At 36.4% G+C, this 16,645-nt stretch carries 19 protein-coding genes; 18 read left to right on the top strand and 1 reads right to left on the bottom strand.

Annotation, left to right across the window (positions count from 1 at the left end; all coding sequences use genetic code 11):
• The first annotated feature begins 12 nt into the window (after window positions 1–12).
• From spoIIIAC to JFT95_RS18580, 6 genes are read left to right on the top strand one after another with little or no spacing between them, the layout of a single operon-like run.
• The gene (gene spoIIIAC, locus JFT95_RS18605; RefSeq protein ID WP_000020914.1) at window positions 13–216 is read left to right on the top strand and encodes a stage III sporulation protein AC; all 204 of its coding nucleotides are present in this window, start codon (window positions 13–15) and stop codon (window positions 214–216) included.
• A gap of 23 nt (window positions 217–239) precedes the next feature.
• The gene (gene spoIIIAD, locus JFT95_RS18600; protein WP_078172833.1) at window positions 240–623 is read left to right on the top strand and encodes a stage III sporulation protein AD; all 384 of its coding nucleotides are present in this window, start codon (window positions 240–242) and stop codon (window positions 621–623) included.
• A gap of 10 nt (window positions 624–633) precedes the next feature.
• On the top strand, window positions 634–1,806 hold the full coding sequence (gene spoIIIAE, locus JFT95_RS18595) for a stage III sporulation protein AE (protein ID WP_002033983.1): 1,173 nt from the start codon (window positions 634–636) through the stop codon (window positions 1,804–1,806).
• A gap of 12 nt (window positions 1,807–1,818) precedes the next feature.
• A complete protein-coding gene (spoIIIAF, locus tag JFT95_RS18590; protein ID WP_002015059.1) occupies window positions 1,819–2,451 on the top strand; it encodes a stage III sporulation protein AF in 633 nt (210 codons plus the stop codon).
• Window positions 2,441–3,103 (top strand): stage III sporulation protein AG, encoded by a 663-nt coding sequence (gene spoIIIAG / locus JFT95_RS18585; protein WP_002088572.1) that lies wholly within the window; start codon window positions 2,441–2,443, stop codon window positions 3,101–3,103. Before spoIIIAF ends, spoIIIAG begins: the two co-directional genes overlap by 11 nt.
• Before the next feature lie 15 nt (window positions 3,104–3,118).
• Window positions 3,119–3,790 carry a SpoIIIAH-like family protein gene (locus tag JFT95_RS18580; RefSeq protein WP_201052949.1) on the top strand — a complete coding sequence of 224 codons (672 nt, stop codon included), beginning with the start codon at window positions 3,119–3,121 and terminating at the stop codon, window positions 3,788–3,790.
• A gap of 58 nt (window positions 3,791–3,848) precedes the next feature.
• Here JFT95_RS18580 and JFT95_RS18575 read toward each other — a convergent pair whose 3' ends face one another.
• Entirely contained in the window at window positions 3,849–4,046 is a 198-nt protein-coding gene (locus JFT95_RS18575; RefSeq protein ID WP_012261697.1) for a hypothetical protein, read from the bottom strand.
• Between the two features lie 471 nt (window positions 4,047–4,517).
• On the opposite strand from JFT95_RS18575, the gene accB reads away from it, so the two are divergent.
• From accB to recN, 12 genes are all read left to right on the top strand, one after another.
• A complete protein-coding gene (gene accB / locus JFT95_RS18570; RefSeq protein WP_002129047.1) occupies window positions 4,518–5,006 on the top strand; it encodes an acetyl-CoA carboxylase biotin carboxyl carrier protein in 489 nt (162 codons plus the stop codon).
• A gap of 16 nt (window positions 5,007–5,022) precedes the next feature.
• Window positions 5,023–6,375: an acetyl-CoA carboxylase biotin carboxylase subunit gene (accC, locus tag JFT95_RS18565; RefSeq protein WP_002015065.1), complete on the top strand. Its 1,353-nt coding sequence runs from the start codon at window positions 5,023–5,025 to the stop codon at window positions 6,373–6,375.
• Between the two features lie 22 nt (window positions 6,376–6,397).
• A complete protein-coding gene (locus JFT95_RS18560) occupies window positions 6,398–6,790 on the top strand; it encodes an Asp23/Gls24 family envelope stress response protein (protein WP_000807630.1) in 393 nt (130 codons plus the stop codon).
• Between the two features lie 347 nt (window positions 6,791–7,137).
• Entirely contained in the window at window positions 7,138–7,530 is a 393-nt protein-coding gene (gene nusB / locus JFT95_RS18555; protein WP_002067080.1) for a N utilization substance protein NusB, read from the top strand.
• 23 nt (window positions 7,531–7,553) lie between these two features.
• The gene (folD, locus tag JFT95_RS18550; RefSeq protein WP_002067081.1) at window positions 7,554–8,414 is read left to right on the top strand and encodes a bifunctional methylenetetrahydrofolate dehydrogenase/methenyltetrahydrofolate cyclohydrolase FolD; all 861 of its coding nucleotides are present in this window, start codon (window positions 7,554–7,556) and stop codon (window positions 8,412–8,414) included.
• A gap of 26 nt (window positions 8,415–8,440) precedes the next feature.
• The gene (xseA, locus tag JFT95_RS18545) at window positions 8,441–9,799 is read left to right on the top strand and encodes an exodeoxyribonuclease VII large subunit (RefSeq protein ID WP_002015068.1); all 1,359 of its coding nucleotides are present in this window, start codon (window positions 8,441–8,443) and stop codon (window positions 9,797–9,799) included.
• Window positions 9,789–10,019 (top strand): exodeoxyribonuclease VII small subunit, encoded by a 231-nt coding sequence (xseB, locus tag JFT95_RS18540; RefSeq protein ID WP_000428422.1) that lies wholly within the window; start codon window positions 9,789–9,791, stop codon window positions 10,017–10,019. The genes xseA and xseB overlap by 11 nt, the downstream gene beginning before the upstream one ends.
• Window positions 10,019–10,912 carry a (2E,6E)-farnesyl diphosphate synthase gene (ispA, locus tag JFT95_RS18535; RefSeq protein ID WP_002015072.1) on the top strand — a complete coding sequence of 298 codons (894 nt, stop codon included), beginning with the start codon at window positions 10,019–10,021 and terminating at the stop codon, window positions 10,910–10,912. The genes xseB and ispA overlap by 1 nt, the downstream gene beginning before the upstream one ends.
• A 308-nt stretch (window positions 10,913–11,220) precedes the next feature.
• Complete coding sequence (gene dxs / locus JFT95_RS18530; RefSeq protein ID WP_002129043.1) at window positions 11,221–13,113, top strand: 1-deoxy-D-xylulose-5-phosphate synthase; 1,893 nt, start codon at window positions 11,221–11,223, stop codon at window positions 13,111–13,113.
• 3 nt (window positions 13,114–13,116) lie between these two features.
• Window positions 13,117–13,956 (top strand): TlyA family RNA methyltransferase, encoded by an 840-nt coding sequence (locus JFT95_RS18525; protein ID WP_201052947.1) that lies wholly within the window; start codon window positions 13,117–13,119, stop codon window positions 13,954–13,956.
• Between the two features lie 142 nt (window positions 13,957–14,098).
• Window positions 14,099–14,548, top strand: coding sequence for an arginine repressor ArgR (argR, locus tag JFT95_RS18520; protein ID WP_002015076.1), 450 nt, complete (start codon window positions 14,099–14,101; stop codon window positions 14,546–14,548).
• Between the two features lie 270 nt (window positions 14,549–14,818).
• The gene (gene recN / locus JFT95_RS18515; RefSeq protein ID WP_002088564.1) at window positions 14,819–16,558 is read left to right on the top strand and encodes a DNA repair protein RecN; all 1,740 of its coding nucleotides are present in this window, start codon (window positions 14,819–14,821) and stop codon (window positions 16,556–16,558) included.
• Window positions 16,559–16,645 lie beyond the last annotated feature (87 nt).

The following is a 16,645-nucleotide window of genomic DNA, read 5'->3' as shown; positions in this document are numbered from 1 at the left end:
GGGAGAAAGGCGATGTCCATTGATGTTGGATTAATATTTCAAATCGCCGGAATCGGCATTGTTTTAGCTTTCATTCATACTGTACTAAAAGAATTAAAGCGAGAGGATATTGCAAATTGGGTTATCCTTGTCGGTTTTGTCGTTATTTTGTTTCATGTTGCATTTTTAATTAATACTCTATTCGACAAGATTAAAAGTGTCTTTCTCTTCCAGTAAAGGAGGCGGTTCGAATCGAAATTATACAAATTGTCGGATTAGGCCTCGTTGCTACATTTTTAGCTGCTGTTTTAAATCAGCATAAGTCTAGTATTACATCGTTATTTATTGTGTTCATTGGTAGCATGATGTTTCTTCTCTTAATCGATCAAATTCATTCTATTTTACAAATGATTGAGAGAGTGGCGAGTGAAGCGAAGGTTAGCAACGTATATGTAGAAACGTTATTGAAAATTATAGGGATTGCTTATATCGCTGAGTTTGGTGCGCAAATTACAAAGGATGCTGGTCAAGGTGCAATCGCTTCGAAAATTGAATTAGCTGGGAAAATCTTAATTCTCGTCATGGCAATTCCTATTTTGACGGTTGTAATTGAAACAATTCTCGGTTTTTTACCTACGGGATAAGGGGGAGTGAATGTTGAGGAAGTTTGGAGCTAAGCTATTATTTGCTTGCTTCCTTTTCTTTTCTTTACCGATTGTTGTACAAGCTTCTCCTATAGAAACAAACGTCGTTGATCAACAATTGGATAAGCTCGGAATTGAAGATGTGAAGCAATTTTGGGACGGGCTTGTTACAAAGTATGGAGGCTATTTACCAGAGAGTCAAAAAGGAAGCTTTATGGAGTTTGTAAAGGGAGAAAAAGAGTTCTCCATAAAAGAGTGGATGATAGGTCTACTAAAATATTTATTTCATGAGCTTGTTGCAAATGGAAAGTTACTTGGAACGCTCATTATGCTCACGATTTTCAGTGCATTGTTGCAATCGTTGCAATCTGCTTTTTCAAAGAGTAGCGTGAGTAAAATCGCTGATGCAGTCGTATACATGGTACTTATTATTTTCGCTTTAAATAGTTTTTATGTCGTCATGACATATGCAAGAGAGACGATACAAACAATGGTAGATTTCATACTAGCGTTATTACCAATTTTACTCGCACTCATAGCAACAGGCGGCGGTGTTGTTTCTGTATCGTTTTTTCATCCGATTATCATTTTCTTAATGAATACGAGTGGGCTTCTTATGAACTATATCGTTCTACCACTTTTATTACTTGCAACTATATTAAGTATTGTAAGCACGATGAGTGATCAATATAAAGTTACGAAATTGTCCAAGCTTTTGCAAAACGTTAGTGTTGGGATTATTGGTATCTTTTTGACGGTTTTTTTAGGCGTATTATCTGTACAGGGAACAGCGTCAGCCGTTGCTGATGGTATAGCTGTGAAAACGGCTAAATTTGTAACAGGAAACTTCATTCCTGTAGTAGGAAGGATGTTTACTGAGGCGGCGGATACTGTTATTAGTGCATCTGGATTATTAAAAAACACAGTCGGAATTATCGGGCTCGTTATTTTATGCTTAATTGTCGCTTTCCCAGCGATTCAAATTTTTTGTATCGCGTTTATTTATAAATTCGCAGCAGCAGTATTGCAACCGGTAGGCGGAGGAGCAATTATTCAATGTTTAGATATCATTGGACGAAGTATCATTTACGTATTTGCTTGCTTAGCTATCGTATCATTTATGTTCTTTTTAAGTATCACAATTATTATTGCTGCCGGGAACATTACTCTCATGATGCGGTAGGAGGTGAAGAGTATGCAATTTGTTACAGAGTGGATTAGAAATATTATCGTTTTTTTACTCTTAGCGACAATGCTTCATCTTATTCTTCCAAATTCAAATTTGCAAAAGTACGTTAAATTCGTTGTAAGTCTATTGTTAGTCGTATTAATTTTAACGCCTCTATTTAAGTTGTTACAAACAGATGTAAATGAAGTTATCGCAAATTTCAATGAGGAAAAGTACGTAGCAGATGGATCTGTAAAAAATTCGATAGATTCGAAGAAAAAAGAAATACAAGCTCTAACACGTGCATATAGTTTAGAAGAGATGGCTACCAAAATGAAAAAAGACGTAGGAAAAGAGTTTGAGAAAAAGTATGGTATGACAGTCTCTGAAATACAAATAGTCGCAGTGGAACATGCAGAAGAAGTAAAGTCAGCGAAAGATATTCAATCTGTTGTTGTGACGTTGAAAGAAAAAGAACGTAGTAAAAATGATGCAATCGAAACAGTAAAGCCAATTGAAATTAATATGAAAGAACCTCCAAAAAAAATAGAAGAAACGAATGTAGAAATGAAAGATTTCTTTTCAAGCAGGTGGCAACTAGAGGATAAACAAATCCAAGTTCAGATGGAAGGGAGGACAGGTAGCGTAAATGGACAATAAAGATAAAAATTCGAGATTCTCATTTTTTCGAAACCTATTAAATGGGGATGGAAAAGAAAGTAATGAGAAGGGGAAAAAGGTAACACCTAAGTTTTTGCTTGTCCTACTCATACTTGGGATTGCGCTTATGTTTTCTAGTAATTTCTTATCACCTAAAAAAGAAGAAGTGCCTGTGTTTAAAGAAAAGACAAGTCAAAGCCAAGATAAAGATGTACCAACTTTCGGTCAAAAAAACAATGATAATATGTCAAATGTAGAAAAATACGAAAAAGCGTATGAACAAGAATTGAAAGCTTCTTTAGAAGAGATAGCCGGAGTAAAAGATGTAACTATTAAAGTGAACTTAGATTCATCTGAAGAAAAAATACTCGAGAAAAATACAGTAAAACGTTCACAAACGACAGGTGAAACTGATAAAGCAGGCGGGAAAAGGGAAGTAGAAGACGAGTCTCTTGATGAAAAGACAGTCATTATACGTGAAGGTGATAAAGAAACTCCAATTGTTTTGCGAACAGAGAAACCGAAAGTACGAGGTGTTCTGGTCGTAGCAAAGGGAGTGGATAATATACAAATAAAAGCAATGGTAAAAGAAGCTGTGACGCGATTATTAGATGTACCAGCTCATCGCGTTTCAGTATCACCGAAAAATTGATAGGGAGGAAATAAAGTGTTAAAAAAACAAACGGTTTGGCTATTAACGATGTTAAGTTTAGTGGTTGTACTATCTGTTTATTACGTAACAACTCCTGATAAAATGAATACAGCAGCACCGGCAACGGGTGAAAAGATGGGACAAGAAAAGCAAGGTGTTGATAAAGCAGTTACAAAAGAAACAACGAAAGAAACTACAAATAAAGAGACAACAAAAGAAAATACAAGCAAGGAAACTACAAATAAAGAAACAGACAAAAAAGAGAATGACAAAAAAGAAACAAGTAAAAAAGAAACAAGTAAAAAAGAGGCTAGCGTAACAGTTCAATCAAGCGATGAGAATTTTACAGCGCTACGTATGCAAATGGAAGATCAGCGTAGTGTAGAGAAAGAAAAGTTACAAAATGTAATGAAGTCATCAAAATCTTCAGCAGAAGAAAAGAGTAAAGCGAAAGATAATCTTGATGCAATCACTACGATGGAAACGAAGCAACAATTACTTGAGACAGTGATTAAATCTCAAGGCGGATATAAGGATGCTCTTGTAAGAGCTGATGGAACGGACATTAAAGTAACAGTTAAATCGGCAAAGCATTCACAAAAAGAAGCGAATAAAATTATTCAGCTCGTAAGAAGTGAAGGTGGTTCAAAAGATGTAGGTGTGAAATTTGATCCATCAGTAAAATAAATTGAAATTATAATAGGTGTTGCTGCTTCAAATTAGATAAAAGAATAATAGAAAAAAGCTATCGTTTTCGATAGCTTTTTTCTATTTCATCTTTGCAGTTGTATTTAGTATTTTCAATTGGAAACGGGGAAATACGCTGTGAGTAAAAGATTAATGGTTCGTGATGATGGTGATTAGTTTTTCCAGATTTGACGTGAATGAAGAGGACCAATGTCCAAATCACTACGGCAGGCAAGAACAGGATGAGCCATATCATATGTCCGCACCTCACTACAATAAATTTGCTACACTTTGAACATACTATTCTTTTATGAAGGAAGAATGAACGGCGCGTAAACAAAAAAATAATATTTGGTAAAAATATGTTTTTTTACCGTAGATAAAATGAAGAATGCTGAGGGAATTACGTTTTTACACTTTGCAGTTTTGAAAAAGTAAAGAATGTTTTTTAGGAAGTGGTCTTGCCAATTTCGTGTGAAACTTGGTATTATTACTAGGTAATAATTTTTTAGTGGAATAATATTTTTACAGGAATTTCGATTTATAATAAAGAAATATAAATTGGAATGTTTAAAAAATTTAGCGTAAGATGGGAATAGTAAATATTTCTATTAGTAAATGTCATAGGAATAAATTTTCTAATAGAATGCATCGTATTTTTACAGTAAATCAGTTTGATGCCAATCTGTAAAAACGGGACAAACAAGAGTATGGGAGTGGATTTTACATGTTTAAAATTCAAGAAGTTCGTGAATTAATTAAATTAATTGATAGCTCTAATATTGATGAATTTGAATACAAAAAAGACGGTACAACAATCAAAATGAAAAAACGTGGTAATGAAGTAGTTACTGTGCAAGCACCGGTAACGAAACAGGTAGTACAGCCAGCAGCATCTGTAGAAGTAGAAACAGCAGTAGCGGCAGCGCAAGTAGAAGCGCCAAAACAAGAAGAGAAGACAGCTGTTCAAAATGAAAACCTACATAAAATCACATCACCGATGGTAGGGACATTTTATTCCTCTTCTTCGCCTGATACACCTCAATATGTAAGTGTTGGGGACAGAGTATCGAAAGATTCTATCGTATGTATTGTTGAGGCTATGAAATTATTTAACGAAATTGACGCAGATGTAGAGGGCGAAATTGTTGAAATTCTTGTTAATAATGGACAGCTTGTTGAGTATGGACAACCGCTATTTCTTGTAAAAGCGTAATAAGGGAGTCTTTGTGATGATAAAAAAAGTATTAATAGCCAATCGTGGGGAAATTGCTGTACGAATTATTCGTGCTTGTAAAGAAATGGATATTGAAACAGTTGCAATTTATTCAGAAGCAGACAAAGAGTCACTTCATGTGCAAATTGCAGATGAAGCGTATTGTGTTGGACCAACGATTTCAAAAGAAAGCTATTTAAATTTGACGAACATTATTAGTGTTGCGAAATTAACAGGTTGTGATGCAATTCATCCGGGATATGGATTTTTAGCAGAGAATGCAGATTTTGCAGAATTATGCCGTGAGTGTAACTTGATTTTTATCGGTCCAAGCCCAGAAGCCATTTCAAAGATGGGCACAAAAGACGTTGCACGTGATACAATGAAAGAAGCAGGGGTTCCGATTGTACCAGGTTCACAAGGGATTATTAAAAATACCGAAGAAGCGATCGAGCTTGCTAATCAACTTGGATATCCAGTTATCATTAAAGCGACTGCAGGTGGCGGCGGAAAAGGTATTCGTGTTGCGCGCCATGAAGAAGAGCTTGTAAAAGGAATTCAAATTACACAGCAAGAAGCCAGTACCGCTTTTGGGAACCCTGGTGTATACTTGGAGAAGTACGTTGAAGATTTCCGCCATGTTGAGATTCAAATAATGGCAGATACACATGGAAATGCCATTCATTTAGGAGAGCGTGATTGTACAATTCAGCGCCGTCTGCAAAAACTATTAGAAGAAAGTCCATCACCTGCACTTGATGAGAATATTCGCAAGCAAATGGGTGAGGCAGCAGTTAAAGCGGCGGTAGCGGTTGATTATACAGGTGCTGGTACGGTTGAGTTTATTTATGAATATAAAACGAAAAGCTTTTATTTCATGGAGATGAATACGAGAATCCAAGTTGAACATCCAGTTACTGAAATGGTAACAGGGATGGATTTAATTAAAGAACAAATTCTTGTTGCTTCTGGAGAAAAGTTATCGTTACAGCAAGAAGAAGTACAATTTAATGGTTGGGCAATGGAATGTCGAATTAATGCGGAAAACCCTGCCAAAAAATTTATGCCATCTCCAGGTAAAGTAGAAATGTACTTACCACCAGGCGGATTTGGTATTCGCGTCGATTCAGCTGTATATCCGGGATATTCAATACCACCTTTCTATGATTCGATGGTTGCTAAATTAATTGTTCACGGAAAAACACGTGAAGAGGCAATTGCAAAAATGAAGCGAGCGCTCAGTGAGTTTGTCATTGAAGGCGTACATACAACAATCCCGTTCCATTTGCAATTGCTAGAGCATCCTGATTTTGTAAAAGGTGAGTTTAACACGAAATTTTTGGAAGAGCATGAACTTGTGACGCAGTGATACATTAAAGGAGGTTTTTTTCATGGCTGAACATATGTTAGATATGGGTCAAGATACAACTCTTGGAAAAGTAGAAATTGCACCAGAAGTAATCGAAGTAATTGCAGGTATTGCAGCTGCTGAAGTAGAAGGTGTAGCGGCAATGCGTGGTAATTTTGCTACAGATGTTGTTGAGAAGTTAGGTAAGAAAAATCATGGTAAAGGTGTAAAGGTTGAATTAGCAAACGAAGATATTATTGTTGACCTTTATGTTGTGATGTATTTTGGTGTAGCGATTCCGGTTGTTGCACAAAAAATTCAAGACAATATTCGCCAAGCACTCTTTACAATGACAGGACTTGAGCCAAAAGAAGTGAACGTTCACATCGTTGGCGTAACATTCGAAACACAAAAAACAGAAATCGAACCAGTGTAAGAGTGGAAAAAGGTGCCTAGTAAAATAGGCATCTTTTTTATCGTTTCATTTCTTCACAAATTAAAACCCTCTAATTATTATACTATTTCAAAAAAAAGAAAAATAAAACGGTATGTTTCATTTTTCCAAAAAACGTACATTGTGATAAGATATGGAACTTGAAGTTAATCTTTTTATTATTTTTCAGCCTTGTACCCCGTGTGTGAAACGATAAATTGTGTTATTATCATTGTATTATAAGGTTGGAAAATCAATGAAAACTGCAAGAGTAAGTGAATTGACGGCTTATAAATTATAATAATATAACAAAACATAAGGAAAGACTTGAAGTATAAAGGAGAGTTACAATGAAACGTAGGACGGCTAGAGAAAGAGCAATGCAAGCATTATACCAAATGGATATTACAGGTGAATTAGAACCGAAAGTAGCGGTGGAAAATACGCTAGATGAAGGCGAAGAAACAAATGAGTTTCTAGAATCACTTGTTGTAGGATTTGTAGACAACAAAGAAGAGATTGACGCAGCAATTCGTCAAAATTTAAAAAAGTGGAAGCTTGAGCGTATTAGTATTGTTGATCGCAGTATTTTACGTGTAGCTGTGTGTGAGATGAAATACATGGAAGAAATTCCGCACAATGTAACAATTAACGAAGCAATTGAAATCGCAAAAACATTTGGGGATGAGGAATCTCGTCGTTTTATTAACGGCGTTTTATCTAATATAAAAGATACACTGTAATTTCTTTAAGGGGGAAACTTAAAATGGTAGCAGTAATCATCAAAGGAAATGAAGTTGCGGAGAAAAAACGAGCACAATTAAAAGAAAAAGTTGTGAAGTTAAAAGAGCAAGGGATTGTACCAGGATTAGCAGTTATTTTAGTTGGAGAAGATCCAGCATCTCGTTCTTATGTAAAAGGAAAAGAAAAAGGCTGTGAGCAAGTAGGAATCTATTCAGAGCTAATAGAACTTCCTGAAACGATTACTGAGGAGCGTTTGCTTGCTGAAATCGATCGCTTAAATGGAGACGACCGCATTAATGGCATATTGGTACAATTACCTTTACCAAAACATATTGAAGAAAAAGCTATCATTGAAAGAATTTCACCGGAAAAGGATGTAGATGGATTTCACCCAATCAGCGTAGGACGTATGATGACGGGACAAGACACATTCCTTCCATGTACACCGCATGGCATTTTAGAATTAGTAAAAGAAACGAATCTTGATATTTCTGGAAAGCATGTTGTTGTAATTGGAAGAAGTAATATTGTTGGTAAACCAGTGGGGCAACTGTTTTTAAATGAAAATGCAACTGTCACATATTGTCATTCTAAGACGCAAAATATAAAAGAATTATCGAAGTTAGCTGATATTTTAATCGTAGCCGTTGGACGACCGAAAATGGTAACAGCTGACTATATTAAAGAGGGTGCGGTTGTAATTGATGTTGGTGTTAACCGTTTAGAAACAGGCAAACTTTGTGGTGATGTTGATTTTGACAATGTATTAGACGTTGCAGGTTACATTACGCCTGTGCCAAAAGGAGTCGGCCCAATGACTATTACAATGCTTCTTCACAACACTGTGGAGTCTGCAAAGCGTGCAGGTGTTGTTTGTCAATAATTTGAATCGGCTATGAGGAGAGAGAAATGGAGAAACAATATTTAACCGTTACAGCATTAACACGCTATATTAAAACAAAAATAGAGTATGATCCGCATTTACAGTCTGTTTGGTTAAAAGGAGAAATTTCCAACTTTAAATATCATAGTCGTGGTCATATGTATTTTACATTGAAAGATGAAAATGCAAGAATTGCAGCGGTTATGTTTGCGGGTCATAATCGTAACATTAAATTCAGACCGGAAAATGGAATGAAAGTACTTGTAAAAGGAAAGATTTCTGTTTATGAGGCGAGTGGTTCTTATCAAATTTATATTCAAGACATGCAGCCTGACGGAATTGGAAACTTGCATTTAGCTTATGAGCAATTAAAAGTTCGTTTAGAGGAAGAGGGCTTGTTTTCTCAAGTTTATAAAAAAATAATTCCTCCGTATGCTAAAACAATAGGTGTAATCACGTCGCCAACAGGAGCAGCAATTCGCGATATTATAACAACAATTAAACGTCGTTATCCAATTGGAAATGTTATTGTGTTTCCTGTACTTGTACAAGGGGAGTCAGCAGCTCCCTCGATTGTACAAGCAATTCGTACAGCGAATGAAATGGGAGATATTGATGTTTTAATTGTTGGGCGTGGTGGAGGCTCTATTGAAGAATTATGGGCCTTTAATGAGGAAGTAGTTGCAAGAGAAATTTTCACAAGTGAGATTCCGATTATTTCGGCTGTTGGCCATGAAACAGATTTTACAATCGCAGATTTTGTCGCGGATTTACGTGCACCAACACCGACTGCAGCAGCTGAGTTGGCGGTACCTAATACTATAGAGTTACAAGAAAAGGTATTACAAAGAACTCTGAGATTGCAAAGAGCAATGAGAGAGAGAGTACATAAAAAAGAAGAAAAACTGCAAGTGTTACAAAAATCTTATGCGTTCCGTTATCCAAGGCAAGTGTACGAGCAAAAAGAAGAGCAGTTAGACAGGGCTCTTGAACAACTTGTTTTAGCGAAAGAGCGTTATATAGATAAAAAAGTAAATCAATTAAAGCAACTTTCATTTTATTTAGAAAAGCACCACCCATCTCAAAAAATTATACAAACGAAAACGGCAATTGAAACGTTGCAAAAGCAGTTGCAACGTGAAATGCAAACATTACTTCAAACGAAGGAGTTCGTATTTGTGAGAGCGGCTCAAAAGCTTGAGGTATTAAGCCCGCTTAAAGTAATGATGAGAGGGTATGGGCTTGTATACGATGAAGAGAAACAAGTATTAAAAAGCGTGAAAGATGTTAGCCTTGGAGATGCTGTTTCGGTTCAATTACAAGATGGAATACTAGATTGTAGTGTATCAAGCATAGAGGAGCGTGAATTGAATAATGGAAAATAAGTTAAGCTTTGAAGAAGCAATTTCGCAGCTTGAGCATCTCGTTTCTAAGCTTGAACAAGGTGATGTACCTTTAGAGGAAGCAATTTCTTATTTTAAGGAAGGCATGGAATTATCTAAGCTTTGTGATGAGAAATTGAAAGATGTACAAGAACAAATGGCAGTTATCCTTGGGGAAGATGGAGAGCTTAAACCGTTTACTGCTTTAGGAGATGAAGCATAGTGACACATATAGCTTTTGATGCTTTTTTGAAAGAGAGTAAAACTTTCGTAGAAGAAAAGCTTGTAAGCTATGCAAATGAATTACAATGTCCAAATGTGCTTCGTGAAGCGATGGCATATTCTTTGGAAGCGGGTGGGAAACGTCTCCGCCCGTTACTTTTATTTGCAACGTTACAAGCGTTTGGGAAAGAAAGAAATCTTGGAGTGGGTGCAGCTTGTGCCCTTGAAATGATTCATACATATTCGTTAATTCATGATGATTTACCTTGTATGGATGATGATGATCTAAGACGAGGAAAGCCTACAAATCATAAAGTATTTGGTGAAGCAATGGCAGTTTTAGCGGGAGATGGTTTGTTGACATATGCTTTTCAAGTTATTATGGCATATGAGCAAAAAGAAATCTCTGCTGAAAAAAAAGTAAGACTTGTACTTGAGCTTGCGAAAGCAGCAGGACCTGAAGGAATGGTTGCTGGACAAGTGGCAGATATGGAAGCTGAAGGAAAACGACTTACAATTAATGAATTAGAGTACATTCATAATCATAAGACAGGTAAACTGCTTGAGTTTGCTGTACTTGCAGGCGCGATACTTTCTGATGCTACAGAAGAGCAAGAAGAGAAGTTACTTGCATTTGCGAAATATATCGGTCTAGCTTTCCAAATTAGAGATGATATTTTGGATGTAGAAGGAACAGAAGAAGAGATTGGAAAACCGATTGGTAGTGATGCTTCCAACGAGAAGAGCACATATACGACGTTATTTACTGTAGATAGAGCAAAATCTATTTTAGAGGAGAAAATTGCAAAAGCAAAAGATTCTATTAGCTCCTTACAATTACAAGATGAATATTTACTATCTATTTGTGATTTAATCGCAAAACGTAATAACTAATATAACAGCGTTTCCATTTGTTGAGTCATTCATCATTTTATGATATAAATGTAGGAAAAGGTTTTTCTTTTCTTGTTATTGGCAAAAATATATGTAGATTACATTGCCGTTATCACTTCGTGTTAGCGGCTATTTTTTTCATCACGTAAAGAAATATGATGTATAATATGATAAGTGAAAAAATGGAAGTGTTTTCTGAAAGCAGGACAAGATAAAAAGAATAGAAAAGATAATTTCTTGTGTTGTGTAAATGTTTCTTATAATATTTGACATGTTGACAGATTATGAAATGAAAGTGAGTGATCCATGTGGATCTAACGCAAATTCAAAACCCTAGTTTTTTGAAAGATATGTCTATCAGTGAACTAGAGGGGTTGAGTGAGGATATTCGTAAGTTTTTAATTGAAGAGCTCTCTCAAACAGGTGGACATATTGCACCTAATTTAGGTGTAGTAGAACTCACAATTGCTCTGCATAAATTATTTGATAGTCCGAAAGATAAGTTTTTATGGGACGTAGGACATCAATCCTATGTACATAAAATTTTAACAGGGCGTGCGAAAGAATTCGGCACATTAAGGCAATACCAAGGTCTATGTGGTTTTCCAAAACGCTGTGAGAGTGAGCATGATGTTTGGGAAACTGGTCATAGTTCAACGTCGTTATCTGCTGCAATGGGAATGGCTCTAGCACGTGATTTAAAGAAAACGGAAGAATACGTTATACCAATCATTGGCGATGGTGCATTAACAGGCGGAATGGCTTTAGAGGCATTGAACCACATTGGGCATGAAAAAACGGACATGATTGTTATTTTGAATGACAATGAAATGTCAATTGCACCAAACGTCGGTGCACTTCATAATGTACTTGGTCGTTTACGTACCGCAGGGAAGTACCATTGGGTAAAAGATGAACTAGAGTATATATTGAAGAAAATCCCAGCAGTCGGCGGGAAAGTTGCTGCGACAGCAGAGAAAATAAAAGATAGTCTAAAATATTTACTAGTATCAGGCGTCTTTTTTGAAGAATTAGGCTTTACATATTTAGGTCCGGTCGATGGGCATGATTATGAAAAGTTATTCGAAACGTTGCAATATGCAAAGAAAACAAAAGGCCCAGTACTTGTTCATGTTATTACGAAAAAAGGAAAAGGTTATAAACCAGCTGAAAGTGACGTTATTGGAACTTGGCATGGAACAGGATCGTATAAAATTGAGTCAGGTGACTTCGTTAAACCGAAAGAAGTTGCACCAGCATGGAGTGCTGTTGTTAGTGAAACAGTGCTTAAGCTAGCGAGAACGGATGAACGTATCGTTGCAATTACGCCTGCAATGCCTGTTGGATCGAAACTTGAGAAATTCCAAAAAGAATTTCCGGATCGCATGATTGATGTAGGTATTGCAGAGCAGCATGCTACAACAATGGCAGCTGGTATGGCAACACAAGGGATGAAGCCGTTCTTAGCAATTTATTCAACATTTTTACAAAGAGCATATGACCAAGTTGTTCATGATATTTGTCGCCAGAATTTAAACGTTTTTATTGGAATAGATCGCTCTGGATTAGTAGGAGCAGACGGTGAAACGCATCAAGGTGTATTTGACATCGCGTTTTTACGTCACTTGCCGAATATGGTGCTTATGATGCCGAAAGATGAAAATGAAGGTCAACATTTAGTATATACAGCGATGCAATACGAAGATGGGCCGATTGCTTTACGTTATGCACGCGGAAATGGACTTGGCGTTCAAATGGATGAAGAATTAAAGGCGATTCCAATCGGTACATGGGAAACGTTAAAAGAAGGCACACAAGCAGCAATTTTAACGTTTGGTACGACAATCCCGATGGCAATGGAAGCAGCTGAGCGTCTTGAACAAGCTGGAATATCAGTGAAAGTAGTGAATGCTCGCTTTATTAAGCCGATGGACGAAGCATATTTACATGAGCTTTTAGGGAAAAATATACCGATTTTAACGATTGAAGAGGCTTGTTTAATCGGTGGCTTTGGAACGGGAGTAGTTGAATTTGCTTCTGAGAACGGATACCATAGTGCTTTAATTGAACGAATGGGTATTCCTGATCGCTTCATAGAGCATGGTAGTGTAACAAAACTGTTAGAAGAAATTGGTTTAACAACAGATGCTGTTGTAGACCGTATTCATACAATGATTCCATCAAAACAAAAAAGGGCGTAACAAATGAGCGTAAAAAAAGAAAGAGTAGATGTACTATTAGTAGAGCGAGGGCTTATAGAAACGCGTGAGAAGGCTAAACGTGCTGTTATGGCAGGTCTTGTATATGCGAATGAAATGAGACTCGATAAGCCAGGGGAGAAAATCTCACAAGATACGGAGATTACGGTGAAAGGGCAAGTCATGCCGTATGTAAGCCGTGGTGGTTATAAGCTTGAAAAGGCATTAGAAACATTTCAACTTGATTTACAAGATAAGGTTATGATAGATATTGGTTCATCAACTGGTGGTTTTACAGACTGTGCGCTTCAAAATGGGGCGAAGTTATCCTACGCATTAGATGTAGGATATAATCAACTTGCGTGGAAATTGCGTCAAGATGAGCGTGTTGTTGTGATGGAACGAACGAACTTCCGTTACGTGACACCGGCAGATTTAGAGCGTGGTTTACCGCAGTTTGCAAGTATTGATGTTTCATTTATATCATTAAGGCTTATATTGCCGGTTTTAAAAACAATGCTTATGCCAAATGGTGATATAGCTGCATTGATTAAACCTCAGTTTGAAGCTGGACGAGAACAAGTCGGGAAAAAAGGCATTGTTCGTGATAGAAAAGTACATGAAGCTGTCGTGGAAATGATTGTCGATTTTGCTCTTAAGGAAGGCTATAATATCGAAGGTTTAACATTCTCACCAATTACAGGCGGGGATGGAAATATTGAATTTTTAATTCATCTAAAGTGGCACGGTGAGCGTGAGAATGGCGAAAATCATTCTCCGGTTTCTATTGAGCAAGTTGTTACAGAAGCACATGATGTTCTAAAACAAAAAGGGAAAGGGGAATAACATATGTTGTTCCTCTTTTTGTTGTAATCGTATAATGATTGTAAAAACAATTGTGTACAAGTAATGGATTATACGGTAACATAAATAAATGAAGTATACCAATGTTTAAACTATGGTAAGAGATAGTGTGAGGTGCAAATGTATGAATAAAGGTCAGCGCCATATTAAAATCAGGGAAATTATTGCTAACAAAGAAATTGAAACACAAGATGAACTAGTTGATATTTTACGTAATGTGGGGTTTAATGTAACGCAAGCAACAGTATCGCGCGATATTAAAGAACTGCACTTAGTGAAGGTGCCATTACATGATGGCCGCTATAAATATAGCTTGCCAGCAGATCAACGATTTAATCCGTTGCAAAAATTAAAACGAAATCTAGTGGATTCATTTGTAAAATTAGACACGGCAGGACATATGCTTGTGCTAAAAACATTGCCTGGTAACGCTCATTCACTTGGGGCACTCATTGATCATTTAGAGTGGGATGAGATTGTCGGAACCATTTGTGGTGATGATACTTGCTTAATTATTTGCCGTACACCTGAAGATACAGGTGTTGTCTCTGATCGTTTCTTAAATATGCTTTAACAGAAAAATCTTGTTTACTTTCCTCTGTAAAGTGGAAAGTAAACAAGATATTTTTATTGGCGAAAAATACGGATTTTCAAATACAATACATTATTTTTTTTGAATGAAGTTAGAAAATAGGTGGATTGACCCGTAAAACGAATGTTTGGTACAATGGAGCGGGTTAGAAGAGTAATTTATACATACAAACATATAGTATAACTATTTGAATGAAGAATACTGAGAAAAGCCCTTAATAGGGGATTAGTTTATAACGAGGTGAATGGGGCATTGTTATCGGAATTATCGATCAGAAACTTTGCTATTATTGAGGCATTAAATATTTCTTTTCAAAAAGGTTTAACCGTTTTAAGTGGTGAAACAGGAGCTGGAAAATCCATTATTATTGATGCAATTAGTTTGCTTGTTGGTGGCCGTGGTTCAGCAGAATTTGTTCGATATGGAACAGAAAAGGCTGAGATAGAAGGCTTATTCTATGTAGAAGATGACAAACATCCATGTATCGCAAAGGCAGAAGAGTTAGATATAGAAATAGAAGATGGCATGATTATTTTGAAGCGTGACATCGCTGCGAACGGAAAAAGTGTCTGTCGTGTAAATGGGAAACTTGTTACACTCAGCATATTAAAAGAGATTGGAAAAACGCTAGTTGATATTCATGGACAGCATGAAACACAAGATTTAATGAATGAAGAGCGTCATATGTTTATGCTTGATCATTTTGATGGAAATCGCATTGTTAAACAATTGGGCATATATCAAAATGTATATACAGACTATGAGAAGTTAAAAAAACAGCTGAAATCTTTAAGTGAAAATGAACAACAAATGGCCCATCGTCTAGATTTAATTCAATTCCAACATGAAGAAATTCGTAAGGCGGATTTAAAAATGGATGAAGAATATGAATTGACTGAGGAACGATTAAAAATCTCCAATTTTGAAAAGATTTATAAAGCATTAGGAGATGCGTATCGTTCGTTAAGTGGAGACGGACAGGGATTGGATCACGTAAGAAATGCAATGGGACAAATGGAGAGTATTACGCACTTAGATGAAGCGTATCAAGAAAATCATGATTCTATTGCAAATAGTTATTACTTATTAGAAGAAGTTGCATACCAGCTTAGAGAAAAATTAGATATGATGGAATATGATCCGAAACGTCTAGATGAAATTGAAACACGTTTGAATGAAATCCGTATGTTAAAGAGAAAGTATGGAAATACTGTAGAAGAGATTTTAGCGTATGCTGATAAAATTGAACAAGAAATTTTTACGATTGAAAATAAAGACGTACATATTGAAACGACGAGAAAGCAGTTAACGAAATTAGAAGGTGTTATTGTAAAAGAAGCAACGTTGTTAAGTACTATGCGTCATGAGCTTGCAGATCATCTTACAAGCGCTATTCATCAAGAATTAAAAGAACTATATATGGAAAAAACGAAATTTGAAGTGAGAATTATGAAGAGGGTAGGAAATGTAGAAGAACCTCTCGTGGAAGGAACACCGGTAAAACTTACGGCGGATGGCTACGATCATGTGGAATTTTATATTTCAACGAATCCGGGTGAACCGTTAAAGCCACTTTCAAAGGTCGCTTCTGGCGGAGAGTTATCTCGTATTATTTTAGCTTTAAAAAGCATTTTTTCTAAGCATCAAGGTGTTGCATCTGTTATTTTTGATGAAGTGGATACGGGTGTGAGTGGTCGGGTTGCACAGGCTATTGCGGAAAAAATTTATCGTGTATCAGTAAACTCGCAAGTACTTTGTATTACGCACTTACCTCAAGTAGCTTCAATGGCGGACTCTCATTTATTTATTAGAAAACAAGTGGCGAATGATCGTACGATTACATCGGTTACTGTGTTAAGTACGGATGAAAAAGTAACAGAAATTGCTCGAATGATTTCTGGTGTTGAAATTACAGATTTAACGACAGAGCATGCGAAAGAGTTACTTACGCAAGCGCATCATTTCAAACAGACAGCAGAGGCTATCCAGTAATGGATAGCTTTTTTTTCTCAAATGACGATTTCTTAATTCTTCCGGTTATAAATAAAGCGCTGCAAGGAGAGATTAAAAAGTGAAGCC

The sequence above is a fragment of the Bacillus sp. TH17 genome (genome assembly GCF_016651125.1).
GTDB classification, from domain to species: domain Bacteria; phylum Bacillota; class Bacilli; order Bacillales; family Bacillaceae_G; genus Bacillus_A; species Bacillus_A mycoides.
The sequence above is the reverse complement of the archived record's forward strand: the minus strand, read 5'-3'. Positions and strand labels throughout refer to the sequence as shown.

Coding starts and splice junctions, on each gene's coding strand:
- spoIIIAG (WP_002088572.1), top strand. CDS start 2,441: ATGGACAATAAAGATAAAAATTCGAGATTCTCATTTTTTCGAAACCTA.
- nusB (WP_002067080.1), top strand. CDS start 7,138: ATGAAACGTAGGACGGCTAGAGAAAGAGCAATGCAAGCATTATACCAA.
- accB (WP_002129047.1), top strand. CDS start 4,518: ATGTTTAAAATTCAAGAAGTTCGTGAATTAATTAAATTAATTGATAGC.
- accC (WP_002015065.1), top strand. CDS start 5,023: ATGATAAAAAAAGTATTAATAGCCAATCGTGGGGAAATTGCTGTACGA.
- JFT95_RS18575 (WP_012261697.1), bottom strand. CDS start 4,046: ATGATATGGCTCATCCTGTTCTTGCCTGCCGTAGTGATTTGGACATTG.
- JFT95_RS18560 (WP_000807630.1), top strand. CDS start 6,398: ATGGCTGAACATATGTTAGATATGGGTCAAGATACAACTCTTGGAAAA.
- xseB (WP_000428422.1), top strand. CDS start 9,789: ATGGAAAATAAGTTAAGCTTTGAAGAAGCAATTTCGCAGCTTGAGCAT.
- JFT95_RS18525 (WP_201052947.1), top strand. CDS start 13,117: ATGAGCGTAAAAAAAGAAAGAGTAGATGTACTATTAGTAGAGCGAGGG.
- spoIIIAE (WP_002033983.1), top strand. CDS start 634: ATGTTGAGGAAGTTTGGAGCTAAGCTATTATTTGCTTGCTTCCTTTTC.
- spoIIIAF (WP_002015059.1), top strand. CDS start 1,819: ATGCAATTTGTTACAGAGTGGATTAGAAATATTATCGTTTTTTTACTC.
- xseA (WP_002015068.1), top strand. CDS start 8,441: ATGGAGAAACAATATTTAACCGTTACAGCATTAACACGCTATATTAAA.
- spoIIIAC (WP_000020914.1), top strand. CDS start 13: ATGTCCATTGATGTTGGATTAATATTTCAAATCGCCGGAATCGGCATT.
- folD (WP_002067081.1), top strand. CDS start 7,554: ATGGTAGCAGTAATCATCAAAGGAAATGAAGTTGCGGAGAAAAAACGA.
- argR (WP_002015076.1), top strand. CDS start 14,099: ATGAATAAAGGTCAGCGCCATATTAAAATCAGGGAAATTATTGCTAAC.